General features: G+C 36.5%; 15 protein-coding genes. 3 read left to right on the top strand and 12 right to left on the bottom strand.

Going from position 1 to position 16,959, the window contains the following annotated elements; genetic code table 11:
- Nucleotides 1-724: 724 nt before the first annotated feature.
- Nucleotides 725-922 carry a hypothetical protein gene (locus B5G52_RS05635; RefSeq protein WP_002963063.1) on the top strand — a complete coding sequence of 66 codons (198 nt, stop codon included), beginning with the start codon at nucleotides 725-727 and terminating at the stop codon, nucleotides 920-922.
- 672 nt (nucleotides 923-1,594) lie between these two features.
- Here the strand turns inward: B5G52_RS05635 and B5G52_RS05625 are convergent.
- From B5G52_RS05625 to B5G52_RS05585, 9 genes are all read right to left on the bottom strand, one after another.
- Nucleotides 1,595-2,002, bottom strand: a complete 408-nt coding sequence (locus B5G52_RS05625) for an energy transducer TonB (RefSeq protein WP_024598543.1) — start codon at nucleotides 2,000-2,002, stop codon at nucleotides 1,595-1,597.
- Nucleotides 2,003-2,568: 566 nt separating this feature from the next.
- The gene (locus B5G52_RS05620; protein ID WP_002963060.1) at nucleotides 2,569-3,300 is read right to left on the bottom strand and encodes a MauE/DoxX family redox-associated membrane protein; all 732 of its coding nucleotides are present in this window, start codon (nucleotides 3,298-3,300) and stop codon (nucleotides 2,569-2,571) included.
- Between the two features lie 28 nt (nucleotides 3,301-3,328).
- Entirely contained in the window at nucleotides 3,329-3,841 is a 513-nt protein-coding gene (locus B5G52_RS05615; RefSeq protein WP_010388415.1) for a DUF305 domain-containing protein, read from the bottom strand.
- Between the two features lie 133 nt (nucleotides 3,842-3,974).
- On the bottom strand, nucleotides 3,975-4,493 hold the full coding sequence (locus tag B5G52_RS05610; protein ID WP_002963058.1) for a DUF411 domain-containing protein: 519 nt from the start codon (nucleotides 4,491-4,493) through the stop codon (nucleotides 3,975-3,977).
- A gap of 10 nt (nucleotides 4,494-4,503) precedes the next feature.
- A complete protein-coding gene (locus B5G52_RS05605) occupies nucleotides 4,504-4,992 on the bottom strand; it encodes a DUF4440 domain-containing protein (RefSeq protein ID WP_002963057.1) in 489 nt (162 codons plus the stop codon).
- 23 nt (nucleotides 4,993-5,015) lie between these two features.
- Nucleotides 5,016-5,924, bottom strand: a complete 909-nt coding sequence (locus tag B5G52_RS05600; protein WP_010388414.1) for a copper resistance D family protein — start codon at nucleotides 5,922-5,924, stop codon at nucleotides 5,016-5,018.
- An 11-nt stretch (nucleotides 5,925-5,935) separates the two neighbouring features.
- A complete protein-coding gene (locus tag B5G52_RS05595) occupies nucleotides 5,936-6,343 on the bottom strand; it encodes a copper resistance CopC family protein (RefSeq protein WP_010388411.1) in 408 nt (135 codons plus the stop codon).
- Between the two features lie 22 nt (nucleotides 6,344-6,365).
- Nucleotides 6,366-7,229: a copper resistance protein B gene (locus B5G52_RS05590; RefSeq protein WP_002963237.1), complete on the bottom strand. Its 864-nt coding sequence runs from the start codon at nucleotides 7,227-7,229 to the stop codon at nucleotides 6,366-6,368.
- The gene (locus B5G52_RS05585) at nucleotides 7,226-9,049 is read right to left on the bottom strand and encodes a copper resistance system multicopper oxidase (RefSeq protein ID WP_010388409.1); all 1,824 of its coding nucleotides are present in this window, start codon (nucleotides 9,047-9,049) and stop codon (nucleotides 7,226-7,228) included. The genes B5G52_RS05590 and B5G52_RS05585 overlap by 4 nt, the downstream gene beginning before the upstream one ends.
- Nucleotides 9,050-9,215: 166 nt before the next feature.
- On the opposite strand from B5G52_RS05585, the gene B5G52_RS05580 reads away from it, so the two are divergent.
- Together B5G52_RS05580 and B5G52_RS05575 are read left to right on the top strand one after the other, a co-directional pair.
- Nucleotides 9,216-9,902: a heavy metal response regulator transcription factor gene (locus tag B5G52_RS05580; protein WP_010388408.1), complete on the top strand. Its 687-nt coding sequence runs from the start codon at nucleotides 9,216-9,218 to the stop codon at nucleotides 9,900-9,902.
- Nucleotides 9,892-11,289, top strand: coding sequence for a heavy metal sensor histidine kinase (locus B5G52_RS05575; protein ID WP_010388405.1), 1,398 nt, complete (start codon nucleotides 9,892-9,894; stop codon nucleotides 11,287-11,289). The genes B5G52_RS05580 and B5G52_RS05575 overlap by 11 nt, the downstream gene beginning before the upstream one ends.
- A 142-nt stretch (nucleotides 11,290-11,431) precedes the next feature.
- On the opposite strand, the gene B5G52_RS05570 is transcribed toward B5G52_RS05575, so the two are convergent.
- The 3 genes from B5G52_RS05570 to B5G52_RS05560 all read right to left on the bottom strand — a co-directional run bounded on the left by B5G52_RS05570 (nucleotide 11,432) and on the right by B5G52_RS05560 (nucleotide 16,753).
- Entirely contained in the window at nucleotides 11,432-12,241 is an 810-nt protein-coding gene (locus tag B5G52_RS05570; RefSeq protein ID WP_002962239.1) for a toll/interleukin-1 receptor domain-containing protein, read from the bottom strand.
- A 409-nt stretch (nucleotides 12,242-12,650) separates the two neighbouring features.
- Complete coding sequence (locus B5G52_RS05565; RefSeq protein WP_087531700.1) at nucleotides 12,651-14,663, bottom strand: UvrD-helicase domain-containing protein; 2,013 nt, start codon at nucleotides 14,661-14,663, stop codon at nucleotides 12,651-12,653.
- The gene (locus B5G52_RS05560; RefSeq protein WP_002963062.1) at nucleotides 14,645-16,753 is read right to left on the bottom strand and encodes an ATP-dependent endonuclease; all 2,109 of its coding nucleotides are present in this window, start codon (nucleotides 16,751-16,753) and stop codon (nucleotides 14,645-14,647) included. The genes B5G52_RS05565 and B5G52_RS05560 overlap by 19 nt, the downstream gene beginning before the upstream one ends.
- Nucleotides 16,754-16,959 lie beyond the last annotated feature (206 nt).

The following is a 16,959-nucleotide window of genomic DNA, read 5'->3' as shown; positions in this document are numbered from 1 at the left end:
CCGTTTTTCATTCCGAGATGCTCTGGCAGCATGTACGGAATGATTGTCGCGATAATTATCGCAACAAAAGCCGCTTTCAGCGGATGGCCTCGTCGCTTCGCTACTCAACCATAGGTCTAAAACGCCCGTCAGCTCTGGTGTTGCTCCGCAACGAGCTGGCTCAACGCGCTATCGCGCTAGCGTTTTATACCCAGCGCGAATGCACCGAGCTACGCTCTGTACTGACCGCCATACTGCCGCTTCAGACAATGCGATGGGTGCCCCATTATCCGCATTTTTCTTCGCTTTTATTTTCTGACGAAAATTATGGTTCGATATCAATTTGTGCCAAATTTTAATCGAATTTCGCTGATGCGAAACACTATCGCGGTCAGTACAGACCAGCTGTACATTCGCGCTTTCTCCATGTGTCTACGGCTTCGCCTACACCACATTACGCGCTTGTTGGCCTCATTCTGAGGCGCTATTTTGCAGTTTTTCGTGCCGAAAAATGCGATCTAAAAACCTGTCTTGCAGACAAAAGCCGCCTTCAAATTAAACTTATTAATAAACTTTTTAGATAAAGAGGAGAGGGTTTTTACTAAAAAAATTAAGTGAAAATAGAAGAAAAGTGAATGCCTTATTCAAACTGTTTGTTGCTGAGCTGCGCAGTCAAACAAGTTTGTTTTTTATCACGAAATCATTAAATTTGAAAGCATTAATTAATGATTATTAAGGTTTAAAAATGAAAAACGACGCTAATGATATTGCTATTAATCCAACAACAGGACTACCTATCACAAATGCCAGTACTAATATCGTAGATGTTGGTGGCAATGTGGTGGGCCAGCCAGACAGGGTAATGACTGTTTATGAAATTGAAGAGTCGATAGGTGACTCTATAGAACATGATTCTTTTGATGCTTTTGATGACGGTTTTTAATGTCCAAAATTTTAAAGGCTTTTAGCCAATATCGAATAGAAATTACCTATTCGATTATCGCATTTAGTGGCTCAGCTATATTGTGTTTACAGTTCCAATCCACTGAAAACTTCGCTTGGTTTATCGCTCTAAGTTTTTTTTGCACTAGAATGATAACAGGTATCTATAACTACGAATATTATCGAAAAAGTAACACCCCAAGCATGAAGGTCATGCTTAAGCATCTCCTTATTAAATTTGTATAACCCTTGTTTATTTGTCCTAAACGCAAAGCGCTCTGAGTTAATCAGGGTGCTTTTTAGTTTTATATGTATGTAAGTTACTGACCAGCCAGCCTTTAAGCTAGTTAAAATATTTTAATTCGACAAATATCAACGTATAAATTATGAAATATAAGATATCGGGTTTGGGTTTGTGGGTACCATCACTTAAGCTGATTTTGAGTCACAGATTGAGAATAATAACTACAATTTGAAGCAAAGTAGGGCACAAAAATTGATATTTTTTGATTAGAGCTTAACTTTAAATTTAGAGTAAGAGTATTTTCAGTTAGTGCCAGAGTAGGTCGGATAAGCTAAGAGCCATCAGGCGGAGAAAAACACTTTATCAATTATTATTTTATCGAGTGGCTGGAGAGTGCCATAAGCGGACACTCATAACCTTAGTCACTTGTTAAGTGTTCTTTTCTGGGGCGAAGGTAAATATTATATTTTGTACTACTTTCTTGTCTGCTTCACTTAGGTACGAAATATCAAACGGTTCCGAAGATTTAATGGCTTTTAACGCTTCTTTTTCTAGCTCTTTTTGGCCCGTAGAACGCACGATTTTAGAAAACTTTAGATAACCATTATCATCAATATTTATATGCACTTGCACTTTGTGACCGAAACAAGTTTCGCAAACAAATAAATGTGATTCAATTAGGCTCTTATTCTTACTGACCCACTTTGGAACATCAGATTTTTCATTAAAATCTGCAGCCTTTCTAGTTGAAATTTTTTCTCCAGGTAATTCATGCTGAATAGTTGAAGTGCAGCCCACCATGAGCAAAACAAGATAAAGTTTGACTAGATATTTCATAATTTCCTAGAGCATATAGGATGTTTATAGCGAGCGAATCGCACGTTCTTCTACCACAGCGTCGCTCGTTTATCTTAATTACCCACTTGTAACAAACTTCTTAACTATTTGCCAGCACTACCAAAATACAGTAGTTCTGGTTTTTACTTCAGGACAAAAACGAGCGATTCGGTCGTTTTCTTGACTATGCAGGCAATATATATTTTGACGAAATTGAAAAGTAACTGCTAACGACCGCTTATCGCTCTAAGCGGACTAGAAAAATTTCACAAAATTTATTAATTAAATTTATAAATTCTTAAACACTAGGATGATTAAAAATTTATTGCCAAAAGAATTCTGGAATCAAATTTAGATTAGATCTATTTAATAAAATTAGAGGGCTAGTGCTTTTTTAAATCATGCAATTGATAAAAAACTTTAGTCTCGTTGTAACTTCAAGATACCTTAGAGAAGCCAGAGCAAATTGATGGCATTTTAAGTTCAGGCAGAACCAGACTCAACTACTGAATCTGGTTCGTGCTATAAATAAGCTCGTCATCATATTTTTAAATTAAAGCTGTTATTTACCTAACAAACATCCAAATACCGGCAGCTATCATAAATAAGTTTTCTGTTAGAGAGATAAACCCTAGTGGTACGTTACTGTCACCGCCTACACACGCACATTTTAACTCTCGTTTATCTATATAGACTGCTTTTATCACTGAAACAGCACCAACCCCACCTATGAATAATGAAATAGGGGCAATAATATAGGCTGGTAACCCGGCTATCATTCCAATGCCAACAAATGCTTCTAAAAATGGGTAAACATAAGCGTACCTGACTACTTTCATAGCGACTAAGTCATAGGTTATAAATGAATTAGTAAAGCTAAATAAGTCTTGAAGCTTTTGTATTGCTAACACTGCCATTGTTAGGGCTACAAACAGTTCAGCGGTTTGCATTGATAATAAGCTATTATCCGATGCAAAACTAAATGCCACACTAAGCAAAAAACTAACCGAAAAAATCGCAATCACGGGCGTGTAAGTTGTACCTTCTTGGGCTGCTTGTGGCTTATTAAAGTAATCACGTAAATCGTCGTAGCCACCTATACGTTTATTATCAATAAATGCTTGAGGTGTAGTTTCTACACTGTGTTGTTTTTTAAATTCATCTGTTTGCTCTCGAGAAGTTAAAAGCTGATCATCAACTGTATATCCCTCTCGCTCTAGTAGGTCTTTTGATTTTAAACCAAACGGACAAATATGCTCATCTGTTGCCATTCTAAAAAGTTGGGCTGATTTACTCATGCTTTACTCCTTATGTTATGCGGTTTATTTATTTATTTGAATTGAAATCTGGAACAGCTCTTAATTGTGCTTGAGCATTGGTTTGTGCAATGCCGTTTTGCTCTATATCTTTTAGGAGCCATTGCATTTCTTTTATTTCTCGCTCTTGGGCTTCAATTATATTTGTAGCAAGCTTTTGAACGCGTTTATCTTTGATTTTTGCCCTGTCACTGGTGAGTATGGCAATTGAATGATGTGGGATCATCGCCGACATCCATGAGCTATCATCAACAGTCACTTGTGAGCGAACTAAAAATAAACTTCCTGCAAATACGGCAACACTAGCAATGAGTACTGTTATATTTTTCTTTTTATCTTTATACATATTGAGCATGAAAAGTAGCATTATCACTGCCATCGTGGCTCCCATATAAAGCGCCATATAAGTACGAGTTTCACTAAAATAAACATGACTAAGTTGGTAGGTGTTCAAATACATCAATACAAACATGGTTATTGTGGATGTTGCTATCATTAAAAAAAATTTTGAATAGTGTGACATTGTATTGCTCCTTAAAAGTTTTGTATTTTGTTTTTACATGTGAGTAATTTTTACACTATCAAGCTCACAAATCAGTGTTTCCTGTTGTGTAAAATGGGTATTTAATAATTAACTCAAGAATTATGCCGTTAGGCTAAAATTGCTCGCTGGATTTACTTATGTATCTGTAGGTTTCTTCATTTGAGTTGTCAGTGAGTAGTTCAATATTATATTTGTGAAATATACCCTCCATTTCCATTCCGGGAGTGCCAATAGGCATGGCTGGTACACTTAAGCCTGTAATGTGCGGAGCGTGTTGCCCAGATAAAAACTGTTTTATATGTTTAACGGGAACATGACCTTCAAATACAAATCCATCGGCTGACACGGCTGTATGGCATGAGCGCATATTAGGTTTTATTTGATACTGAGATTTAATCGACCCCATGTCATTAACGTTAATTGCTTTTGTTTGAATATTGTTTTCACTCAAATGAGCAATCCACTTATTACAACATCCACAATTTTTACTTTTATAAACGGTAAGCTCAATTTCAGGTTTTTCTGAATTTTCATAGATTATTGATGTTTTATGCTGTTTTTCGATACTCATTGCCGAAAATGACATAGTTAATGATAAAAAAAACGCTGAGGTAATGTAGATTACTCGCATTGTTAACTCCTTAATTAGACCAGTGAATATGAGTGATTTTCCAACCTTTATCGGTGTTTTTTAATGTGATTGATTCCATTCCCGTAGACTTAATATCTTTCCCTTTATACTTTCCTTGAGTTTTACTTCTTGAAATTGAGTAAGCTATGTCTCCATTTGTGTGAACTTGATGCTCTAGCAGTTCACTATCAACTGCACTTAAGAATTTCATATCCGCTATCATATGATGGTTCGCGTATACATCTGCAGAACGCTCAACAATTCCGCCTTCAAAAATGACGACATCGTCGGCCAGTAATTTACGGGCACCTTTGGCATCGCCTTGTTTTAGGGATGCATGAAATAAGCTAACTGCCTTTGCAGCTTCGCTATCAACATTAACAAAGACCCAGCCTTTTTTTGTGTGCTCTTCATGGGTGTGTGCGTTCACAGCAAAAGAACTAACAGCGCTAAAAATTAGTAGCAATAAAATTTTTAAATTAGAGGATTTAATTAACATACATTTTCCTTTTTTATTAATCGTTAAATAGGCGGACCAACAAGTGTTGTAAATACACTTGTTGTAATAAGTACAAATAGGGCAATTAATATTTCAACAGTGATCGAGCGTTTTAATATACTTATATGGTGTTGTTGAGTGATTTGCGGGACTAAAAAAAGCTTATGCCATGCACCTAGTAACAGCATCGCGCTGACGAGTAACAGCTTTAATAAAATTAGTTGCCCATAATTTGATGTAAACAATGCAGAAAATGACTCTAGGTACTGCAGGAGCAGAGTTAAGCCCGAAATAAGTAGTACAAATACAATAACAATAGCGAGTTGACCAAAGTAATGCATTAACCGCTTTACTTCACTGGTAGGTAGTAAAGTGCAGCTTTTGTAAAGCGGCCACAATGACCCTAACCAGCTCGCAATGGCAATAAGGTGAAAGGTTAAAATACTTTTCACTAACCCATTTTCATTTGCACTGTGCCCAGTAAAAGTGAAGCTATAAGCGATAAACCCAAGCATGATTAGTATAACGGCAACGTTTTTATAACCTGCTACGTTATCATCTGATTCCACACTCCACATACATGCGCTAATTAGAGCAATAATAAGCGCTGGTATTCTAAACGTTGCTTGGTCACCTATGACTGATTGCCAAACAATTTCAAGCATAAAGGGGTCAAACATTCCCATAAAGCCTGATTCAGCCATTGCTCCAGCTTCTATTGGTACTTGTAAAAGTGCAGCAATACTACCTGTAACTACACACGTAATTTGCCAACGTTTTAAGAACTGATAAAAGCTAATTAAGTGATGCCCTGCAACATTGCTGTTGCCACACATAAAGCGCATTAATAAAGTGCCCGCAAGCCCTGAAATTGCGATATAGCTTGCTAGTTTTAATAATAGTAAGAGTACTGACCATTCACTTAATTGCATTATGTTGCTACTTAATGATTATGTTTGCTGTGGGTATTAGATTGTACTTGCATCATCTTATGCGATTCACTTTTGTGTACCATAAATCTAAACGTGTCGGTCATTTTATGTCCATCACCACCCAGTGCTGTCCATTTAACCGTGTAAGTGCCTTGGACTAAGCTCGGCAATGACCAACTAAAGTCTGTGCTTGGGGTAGAGCTTGGTTTGAAATCAAAGTTTATTGATTTATTTTTTTCATCTTTGATGATGACTTTTGCTAGCCTTACTTCACCACCAAAAGTTAACGAAAGTTGCTCTGGGCTTTTCATTAACATGGCTTCTTGCGCAGGTGTTGATTGCTTGAGTGATATATGCGCTGATGCGGAAAATGTAAGTACTAAACCTAAAATAGCTACTGCAGAATTAAAAAACTTCATAATTACCTCTTATTTAAAATGATTAAAACCAAAATTTAATACCCGTAACAAATGCGGTGTTGTTGCTACTTTGTCCACTTGATGTGGCATAGTCGGCGGTATTGCCAAATTTATTGCTCCATTCAACGCCAATATAGGGCGCAAACTGGCGTGTAAATTCATAACGAACCCTAAAGCCAATCGCGCTGCTTGATAGGCCACTTCCAAGTTCGTTTTGTTTATCGTTTTTGCCATAAAGTGTAATTTCGGCTCGCGGTTGTATAATTAGCTTTTGCGTGAGTAATAGTTCGTACTCTGCCTCTAACGTAAATGCGGTATTGCCTCGCTCACCTACGTATGCTGTCATATCAAGTTCAAACCAATAAGGGGCTAAACCTTGTAAGCCAAAAGCCAACCATTGCCGATTTTCACCTTCTTTATTGTAATCAAGACGAACACCTGCTTGAGTATCCCAATATGCTGATACGGCGTGACCCCATAAAATATCGGTTTGGTTTTCTTCAATACTTCCTTCGCTGAAATCACCCTCGGTTTTAATTACCAATCGATCAAAGGTAGTGCCGTACCATGCTTGTAAGTCAAATACACCTGCGTTTGCTTGCTCGTTATATTCAAGACGATCGCCTAGTAATGCGTAAAATGGATGCTCATCAGCGAGTGTTAATCGCTCATTGCCCTCAAGCGCATATGGGCCTTCTGTTAAAGTTGTTCCCGCAGAGTAAGCATGGGGGTCTCTTGCATCTTTAGGTGCACTTCCTCCTTGTGGTTGCATCTTAGCGCTATTCATTTGTGCCATTTCACTTTGCGCTAATAAAGGGAAACTAATTAATGAAGCCCCTGTTAACATTAATAAACCTAATGATTTAGATAGTTTTAATTGTTTCATGATACGACTACCTCTCTAAACATACCGGCATCCATATGGAATAATAAATGGCAATGCCAAGCCCAGCGACCTACATCGTGAGGGGTGGTTAAAAAGCTGATTCTTTGTGCGGGTTGAACAGGTATCGTATGACGTCGCACTTGCACATCACCTTGCTCGTTTTCTAAATCACTCCACATACCATGCAAATGCATAGGGTGCGTCATCATGGTATCGTTTTGTAAAATAACTCTTAAACGTTGGTTATGCTTCATATGCACTGGCGTGCTTTTACCAAATTCTAAGCCATCAAATGACCAGCTATAACGCTCCATGTTTCCGGTTAAATGCAGCTCAATTTCAGCTTCTGGCTCTTGCTGGTTAGTGATCCCTTCAAGTGAGTGTAAATCTGCAAGTGTTAAAACACGACGACCATTTTTACGTAAACCAATACCAGGATCATCAAGATTTGTTCTAGGCATATCAACGCGCATATCAACTGAAGCTCCATACTCCGTTTTTGCATGACGCACTTTAGAGCTGGCAACCGCTAATGGGTTTTCAGACATACCATGTTTGCTATGATCCATCGCCATTGCACCGTGGCCCATAGCGCTATGATCCATTTCTTTAGAGTTCATACCTGACATGCCTGCCATACCAGCCATTGCAGAGTGCTCACCGCCGTGGGTCATATTGCCCATCATATCGGTCATCGTTAACCATTCAACAGGGTCAAGTGCAGGTACTGGCGCATCAATATTAGGCGAGCTTGATAAAGTTCCTTTTGCGTAACCAGAGCGATCCATACTTTGAGCAAAAATCGTATAGGCATCATTTTTAGGCTCAACAATTACGTCGTAGGTTTCACCAGGGCCGAATCTAAATTCATCAACTGTCACTGGTTCAACGTTTTGCCCATCTGCTTGTACAACCGTTAGTTTTAACTCGGGGATACGCACGTCAAAAAAGCTATTACTAGAGCCATTAATAAACCTTAACCTAAGCTTTTCACCGACTTTAAATAATCCACGCCAGTTTGCCATTGGAGTACTACCGTTCATTAAAAAAGTCATTGCTGATGCAGATAAATCAGCTAAATCTGTAGGATTCATTCGCATCTGATTCCACATTTTTCGGCGCTGTAGAGCATTTGAAATACTGCTGCTTGAAACGTCATCGAAAAACTCTGGGACAGTGGGTTGATTGAAATTAAATACATCACTCTGTACTTTTAATTTACGGAACAGCGCCATTGGGTCATCATCAGTCCAATCAGATAATTGAATAACATGCTCGTTATCTGCACTAATAATATCGTTTTCTCGCGGTTCAATAATTAATGCACCGTACATGCCTGTCATTTCTTGAAAGCCACTATGTGAGTGATACCAATATGTACCGCTTTGTTGCAGTTTAAATTTATAAACAAAGGTTTCGCCCGGCATAATGCCTTTAAAGCTGATACCTGGTACGCCATCCATTTGATACGGTAAAATAATGCCATGCCAATGAATTGAACTCGGTACTGATAACTTATTTGTTACTCTAATAGTAACGTCATCGCCTTCTTTGAGGCGCAAGGTAGGAGCGGGTATAGATCCATTGATAGTTGTCGCCATACGTACTACGCCAGTAAAGTTAACCGGCGATTCATCTATAACCAGATCAATTACTTCGCCGCTAAGTTCGGGCACAGTGCCTGTTATTGTTCCTGCTACTAAAGATGATGCAGCATGTAATACACTCGGAAAAGCAGCAAGTACACCTCCTGCAATTAAGCCTTGAACAAATCGTCTTCGTGGTGTGCTAACCTGTTGTGATGACTTTTTAAACCCCATTTCCTTACTCCTTCATAGCAGAATATGTATTGAGTATAGAAAATAGACCTGTCTTCAACATGACGCGAACATTACAAAGTTGTAATCTTGGTGTCATGTTGCTGTAGTGACAGGTACTGCATAATATTTGCAGAGGTAGTTGTTAGGACTTTAATGAAGGAATTGTATGCGCTTATTAGTTGTTGAAGATGAAGCAAAAACGGGAGATTATTTAAAACAGGGACTAAGTGAAGCTGGTTTTCAGGTTTCTTTGGCGCGCAATGGTCTTGACGGTCATCACCTAGCAATGACCGAATTATTTGATGTAATAATACTTGATGTCATGTTACCTGACGTATCCGGTTGGAAAATTTTACAGTCGCTACGTGAAGCAGATAACAAAACCCCAGTACTATTTTTATCTGCTCGCGATAGCATAGACGATAGAGTAAAGGGGCTCGAACTTGGTGCTGATGACTATTTAATAAAGCCTTTTGCTTTTGCTGAAGTTTTAGCAAGAGTACGCACTCTTATTCGCCGTGGTGCAGTACAAACAGTTGACGATATACTGATCGTTGCTGATTTAGAAATGGATATTCCAAAGCGAAAAATACAACGTGCAGGCAAGCGTATTTTATTGAGTAATAAAGAGTTTAGCTTACTTGAACTATTGTTACGGCGCGAAGGTGAAGTACTGCCACGTTCGTTAATTGCTTCTCAAGTATGGGATATGAATTTTGATAGCGACACCAATGTGATTGATGTTGCCATTCGTAGGCTAAGAGCAAAAGTTGATGATGACTTTACTATTAAATTAATTCATACAGTTCGCGGTATGGGCTATAAATTAGAGGTTGAAACTGATGGCTATTAAGTCACGGCCTTTATCACTTACGATGCGTGTTGTGTTGTTTGTGGCTGTAACCGTTATTGCGTGCTTAACTTTAGTTGCCACCTTAATAAATAGTTCGATAAAACATCATTTTTTCCAGCAAGATAGTAGTGAACTGCATGTTATTAATCAATCTATTGAATTAGTTTTAAGACAACACTATAAATCAAACCTGAAATTTAAAAATGAATTATCTAACGCTGTAGCGGGTCATCACGGTGTTTACTATCAGGTAAATACCGCAAAAGGAGATCTCATTTTTCAAAGCTCTGAACGAGATTTTAGTGATTTTGTAATGAGTGCTAAGGCTTCAACTGGCTTTAACCGTAACAACATTACCTCATGGCAAAATGATACCCACACCTACCGAGCTCTGGTGAGTAATTTAAGTACTGAGCAACAGCAATACAAAATTACTACAGCGATAGACATGAGCTTTCATTTACACTTTCTCAATCAATTTCAACAAAGCCTTTGGGCCATTATGTTTGGCTCAGCGGTACTCATTTCATTGGTGGCTTGGTTTGCTGTACATCAAGGATTAAACCCTTTACGAGGTTTAAGTCAGAAAATACACGATATCCAAACTAATAAAATGGATGTAAGGCTCGATGAAAATAAAGTGCCTATTGAGCTTGTTAATATGGTGCAGTCGTTTAACTCAATGCTCGACAGGCTCCAGGGTGAATTTATTCGCTTATCAAATTTTTCTAGTGATATTGCTCATGAACTACGAACTCCACTAACGAATATAATTACTCAAACACAGGTTGGATTATCTAAAAAAAGGCAGTTGGAAGAGTATCAAGAATTATTATTTTCTAACTTAGAAGAACTCGAGCGATTAACGAAAATGGTTAGTGATATGCTTTGGCTCGCCAAAACTCAAAACGGGCTAATTAAACCAGTTCAAAACACTCTAAAAAGCCATGATGAAATTGAAGTGTTATTTGAGTATTTTGACGCTTTGGCTGAAGACTCATTGATTGCATTTAATAAAAAAGGTCAAAACCTTTGTTTTTATTGTGACAAATTACACTTTCGTCAATTATTATCAAACTTACTATCCAATGCAATTAGGTACGCTCCAAAAGGCTCATCAATCACTGTAAACAGTGAAATGACCACCGCTGAAAAAATATGCATTTCAGTGATTAATACAGGGGAGAGAATACCTTCTGAGCATTTACCTTATTTATTTGACCGCTTTTATCGACCTGATAAGTCGCGGCAACGACACAGTGACGGAGCAGGTTTAGGGCTTGCAATAGTTAAAGCTCTAGCGCAAGCAAACGGTGGAGATATAGAGGTCAGTTCAAATAATCAAACTACCAGCTTTAAAGTTTATTTAAATTTAGTTAAAAGCTAATTATTAAAACCAATAACTCAATGTTTGCTTGTAGCTCTTTGGCGAAGTTCAGCTAAGTGCCAGTTGCAGACGTTCGATAATGAGATTCATGAGCCAAAATTTGCTCTTATTCTCTCTTAGGGATTTTCTAATTAATTAGCTTTCACGCGTTGTTTACGGCATCTGCAACTTTTTCTGCAATTTCATATACCGTATTAGTTGCTGAATTAAGAGCAAACTTATCCACAAGCGTAGGACTCAACTTCATAATCTCATCTTTACTAATATTATGCCAAATAGGAAGAATGACTTTTTCACCCTCCATCTCTTTTGCGACTAATCCATTTAGTTCATATTGTGTCCAGTTTTTTTCGAAAAAACTTTTAGATAAAATAATTAAACCAAACCTAGATTGAGAAAGGCCTTTATCAATGGACTTCCTTAAACTATCACCAATTCTTAGTGCGTATTCATCATACCAAACTGAAACTCCCTGTTTTATGAGCTCATCTGCTAATGATTTCACAAAATCAGCTTTATCTTCAGAGGCGTGTGAAATAAATAAGTCGCTTGCTTTACCATCTTGCTTAGTTAAATCCTTAGCAAAACTGATCGGCATATTTTTTAATTGAGACAATATGTTTCCCTGAATTTTTAATTCTTCATTTAATGATTGATTAAGTGCAATATTCTTTCTTTTTTGAACTTTACCACCAAATTTTTCTTTATTTCGCTCAGCTAACTTTCTGGTTTTTTGAGCTATTTTTGACTTAACTTGTCGTCTAGCTTTAATAACAGACTTTTCTTTACTTTTTAAGGCCTTCCTTAATTTATGTATATCGTCATAAGGATCTGCATTTTTTAATTTTTTTACTGCCCACTCGAACTCTATCTCTCTAGTAATTACATTTTGTTCAAGTTTTCGTATTTCTGCATCTAGAAAGTTAACACCTTTATATTTGGGATGTTTCAAATTTATTCCTTAAATGCTTAACATTTCTTAGTGTTCGAAGGGCACATCTGAGCGGATGTAAAGCTCGCCTTTATAATCTATATAGTTTTAACAAATAACTTTAGATATTACTATCACAGTTTTCCATTGTATTTAACCAACCTCAATGGCCGGTAATCGCTCTTTTGAGGCATTCGCCTCAACACGTTTTGGGGCAGAAACGAGTTACGCTTTAATGCCCGCTCATGGCACTTAGGCGAACTTCGGCAAAGAGCGATAAGCGGACATTGAAAATGTAAAAACTATTGTTTATGTCAGCTTGTAGAGAAAGCTGACATAAACATATATAGAAGTATGACCAGTAATAGCACACTAATTTAAGCAGGGTTAACATAAAATATGGTCATTCTGCTTCCCCTTTAAAAGATTGCTATTTCTCATCCAAATTAACAATATTGTGAGCACCAAACCACTCACTGGCTTTAGCAATCACATTTGCACTAGGTTGATGGAAAAAAACAGCAAGGTTTTCTTTAGCCCGTGTGCAACACACATAAAATATTTTTTCTGTCCTCTGCCGTACACTTTCTTTTCCTCCTCCTTCAAATAAATTTTTAAAGTTATAACTATTCCATTGGCCATTATCTAGAACGACAAGTACATTAGGATACTCTGCACCCTTAGTCTTATGCTGTGTTGAAAGAGGAGTATAGCCTTCTAAGTATTGATATAGCCCTCTAAATTGTTGATAAGGTATTTGACATACTTGCTGATAAACATAATTTCTAGATACTTTAAACCTTTCTAATTTATCATCTTCAACAACAAGGTTAAGTTGATTCGCAAGAGCTATAACTTCGTCAATAGATCTATTGTCAACTTTAATCAATTCTTCCATTGATTTTTTTAAGTTTTTCTTATCAGCAACTGATGTTATTGAGAAATCAGTAATTCTTGAAAACTCATTAAATCTTTTTTCTTTATACAAATAAATACAGTGCTCAATTTTAAATAAGTGCTTGATCAGATCATCTCGATTAGAACTAGGCTTACTTAAATCATCAGCTGTATTTTTTTTATCGTCAACCAACATGTCTTTATCAATGTAGAGTTTTGATATCTCATCATAAGGCTGCGCTAATGCTAATTCATAAACATCGGGATTAGCATCTATATATTCTTTTTGGCCTTTGGTAGGTGCGAGTGGATTAGGAGTACCATCTTGTAAACCACCTAACTCCTCATATACATGCTTAAATGTTCTGCCTTCAGTATCTATCTTAATATCATTCTTTTTTATATACCCCTTAACACGCTTAATAGATTCTAAAATTTTATCTTTATCGTAAATGCGCATTAAATCACCAAAACCTGCTTTTCCTGCAATTAGATTGTGAGTTAGGTTAAGTTCTTTGGTCTCAATTGAACTATCAAAGTCCCAAGCTAAGTGATGACAGACTGCGCCTAAATCATCGTTATTGGAATATAGGAAAAGTGCACTTCCTTGTTTTGCTGTCCCATCTGCATTCATATTAGGCGCGTTAATATCTTCTGATGGCTCCTGCATTAAGCCATCAGTTCTTATTTTGTTAGCGAGATCTATAACAAGTTGAGGATTCCGTCGGTTTTGGACTTTTTTGACCTCTATAACTGTTGGTGTCAGTAAAGTATATTCTTTTAAATTATTAATGACTGAGAAGTAAGTTCCCTGCTTGTTCTGTTCCTTTTTTAATGCGGTAATACGTTTAGGTTGAGTATTTCCATTTAAATTCCCCACGCTTCCTTCGTAAATTGACTGCATCGCATCACCAAAAAAACCAACAATGTTTCTTTTAGGTGATTGATTTAAGTTCTCTAGCAACAACTTTACTACGTTAGGATCTGTATCTTGATACTCATCAACAAGAATAAATGGGTATGAATCTTTAGTTATAGTGCAGAGTTTTTCATATTTTTCATACATTTTGCAGGCAAGAATGATCACCTCATCATGAGAAATACAACCATCTTTAATCCTAACAAACTCTTTGTATTTAATATCACCATCAAGATCATCAAAATAATTATTTGTGACTTTCTCTCCATCTGGAGATTTTATTTTGGGCTGTTCGTCATCATTTATTAATTCAATTAGCGTACTCTTCAGTTCACACTGAAAGTGCTTAATATTACTCCATAAAAAATCATGAATAGTCGAAACATGAAGATGTTCATGCTGAACACGCTCTTCAATCTCATCGACTGCTGCATTCGTATAGGTAATACAGGCAATAGATGTTGTTGGATTTTCAACTAAAACGGCTTTTAATATTTCAACTAGAGAGTAGGTTTTACCGCTACCAGCACCACCGCTTAATAAAAAACTATAGCCTTGTCTTATTAACCCAATAACTTTTTGGGATTCAGTAGTAAGATGCGATATATCTAATTCTTGCGTAGCCATAATAATCCTTCCTTGATATAGCTAGGGACTTGCCAATTACTAAATTCATTATCACCAGTTTTTTTGCTATTCAGTAATATTTCAATAGCTAATGTTGGCTTGCTATTTACTGCTTTTTCAGCAAAGTCGAATGGGCAAGCATCGTCACTGTCTACATAAATATCAAAATGTCTCTTTGTTAATGAAGGAAAAGCTTCTGCACTCTTACCTAATAGATCTTTATTTAAACTAAAAAAGGCGTCTTCAAAGCTACGTCCATGATATCCGTCCTCGTTTGTTTGGTAAGCCATTAGGAAGTATCCATCAGGATCTTGAATCCATTGGGTACCATCTTTTCTTAATAACTTTTGATTAATGGATAAATTTTTGTAAAAAGCTAAATCGTCATTACCGAAGAAAAATTTTAATGATGCATTTGAAGTTTGGTTAGCGAGTGGATCTGAAGGCTTACATTTAATTGTCTCTTTCTTTGTATTACCATCCTTAATAATATCTCGTACATATTGACTATCAATATCAGTAATAACTAATGATTTAACCCCGATAAAATCGATGAATTTCTCAAATGTTTGCGAATAAGCACCAACCTCAACCATTGAGATATTTTGAGATAATAATGGTGTTTCATCAGGAGCCCTAAACTCTTGATCAATTTTTTTCATCATGGCAGGGACTAATATTTTTTCAGTCTCTCCTTCAATAAAAATAGCTTTGTCCGCAAAAAATAGCTCTGCTCGATTTAAAGTCAAATACTGCTTCAAAAACTTATAAGCTTTTTTCAGTTTAATATCTTCAGCATCATCTTCTGATTTGTACTCATCTTGAAGTGATTTCAGGTTTTTTGCTTTAACATCACAGGTTGAGTTGTTTTTTCGCAAATACTTAATATCATCAAAATCACATTCAGAAACAATATGAGATGAGTGTGTTGTAATAGCCGTTTGAAGTTGAATCGTTATTCCATCATCGCGTTCTCGATTACCTTTCAATAATGTTTTAATGTTTTTGATAAAGATATATTGCATTTGAGGGTGAGTGTGCGCTTCTGGTTCTTCAATAAAAAACAAATTAATCGCAGCAGGTTTTTCCTTTAGTGAACGTCGAAACTTGCCCATGACCATTTCAATATCAAAGATCATGCTTATCAAGTTCATATACCCTAAACCATTATAATGCTCTGGCAGGTCATGAGTATCGTGCGAGTACATCACTGTTGTATTACCATCGAGTAAATCACGGTGTTGTAGTGTTGATGATACTTTTAGTTTGGTATCTGTAGGATTTACACCGCCAAATTGGTTAATCTTCTGAATTAGCCCATCAAACATATCTGCATAAATTGCACTTAACTCATCATCAGTCTTTCGAAGGGTTTCTTTAAACTTTTCGGAGGCATCTATTTGTTCATTTGACTCGTCTGAGATCTTATATATCTTAGCCGTTTGATGAGATAAGGTTTTATCATTATCTTTATTAGTCACACTTCTTTTGGCACTAATAAAGTTGAATGATAAGATGTCATTGAGGGGAATATTCTCTTTTACAAGGTCAATAAAAACAGCTTCATCGGTGAATAAAAGGCTTTTCTTTTTTACTGAGCCAAAATAGTCACCGAGGTGTTCTTTAAGAAATAATTCAGGATTATTATCAAATTTTTCAGATTGTTCGGTATAGTCATCTTTAAGCTTTATAAGCTGCTCATGGTCAATATTGTATTCAAACTTCAAAACAATATTATTATCATCGGGGTCTAGGCTCATTATCAGTGAACTAACTTGTGACAAGTCATCTTGCTCTGTGTACTCAATATATACTTTAAGTTCTATTCCTAAGGGTTGATAACAGTTCTCAATAGGAAGTTCTTTGACACCAGAAAGGTATTGAAGCAACACTTTTTTCAATCCAACATTGAAGTCATCAAGCGTAATGCTCCTACGGCTTGATTGATTAAGAAACTTATCAAGCGCGGTCAATATAGAAGTTTTTCCTGTGTTATTCTTACCGAGAATAAGCGAAAGTTCATCTTCAAGATCTAAAGAAAAATCCTTTAACAACCTGAAATTTCTGATTTGAATTTTTGATATTTTCAATTTTAGTCCTTTATGAATACCTAGCTTTTCTTTCGAATTAAGCTTGGCTTTCCTTGTATATATTGTCTGATTGATTACCCACTAAATTTGACCATAGCACAATAATATTTTTAAATAAAACAAATAGCTAATGGTTAAGCATGAGCTTGATCTCACACAATAAAAAACTCCTTAGCAGGGCTTTTTAATCAAAGTAGGAATAATGT

It is taken from the genome of Pseudoalteromonas sp. A601 (genome assembly GCF_002165575.1).
GTDB lineage: Bacteria > Pseudomonadota > Gammaproteobacteria > Enterobacterales > Alteromonadaceae > Pseudoalteromonas.
This window is presented reverse-complemented; position numbering and strand designations above follow the sequence as displayed.

Coding starts and splice junctions, on each gene's coding strand:
- B5G52_RS05580 (WP_010388408.1), top strand. CDS start 9,216: ATGCGCTTATTAGTTGTTGAAGATGAAGCAAAAACGGGAGATTATTTA.
- B5G52_RS05635 (WP_002963063.1), top strand. CDS start 725: ATGAAAAACGACGCTAATGATATTGCTATTAATCCAACAACAGGACTA.
- B5G52_RS05615 (WP_010388415.1), bottom strand. CDS start 3,841: ATGTCACACTATTCAAAATTTTTTTTAATGATAGCAACATCCACAATA.
- B5G52_RS05610 (WP_002963058.1), bottom strand. CDS start 4,493: ATGCGAGTAATCTACATTACCTCAGCGTTTTTTTTATCATTAACTATG.
- B5G52_RS05585 (WP_010388409.1), bottom strand. CDS start 9,049: ATGGGGTTTAAAAAGTCATCACAACAGGTTAGCACACCACGAAGACGA.
- B5G52_RS05595 (WP_010388411.1), bottom strand. CDS start 6,343: ATGAAGTTTTTTAATTCTGCAGTAGCTATTTTAGGTTTAGTACTTACA.
- B5G52_RS05590 (WP_002963237.1), bottom strand. CDS start 7,229: ATGAAACAATTAAAACTATCTAAATCATTAGGTTTATTAATGTTAACA.
- B5G52_RS05625 (WP_024598543.1), bottom strand. CDS start 2,002: ATGAAATATCTAGTCAAACTTTATCTTGTTTTGCTCATGGTGGGCTGC.
- B5G52_RS05605 (WP_002963057.1), bottom strand. CDS start 4,992: ATGTTAATTAAATCCTCTAATTTAAAAATTTTATTGCTACTAATTTTT.
- B5G52_RS05620 (WP_002963060.1), bottom strand. CDS start 3,300: ATGAGTAAATCAGCCCAACTTTTTAGAATGGCAACAGATGAGCATATT.
- B5G52_RS05575 (WP_010388405.1), top strand. CDS start 9,892: ATGGCTATTAAGTCACGGCCTTTATCACTTACGATGCGTGTTGTGTTG.
- B5G52_RS05600 (WP_010388414.1), bottom strand. CDS start 5,924: ATGCAATTAAGTGAATGGTCAGTACTCTTACTATTATTAAAACTAGCA.
- B5G52_RS05565 (WP_087531700.1), bottom strand. CDS start 14,663: ATGGCTACGCAAGAATTAGATATATCGCATCTTACTACTGAATCCCAA.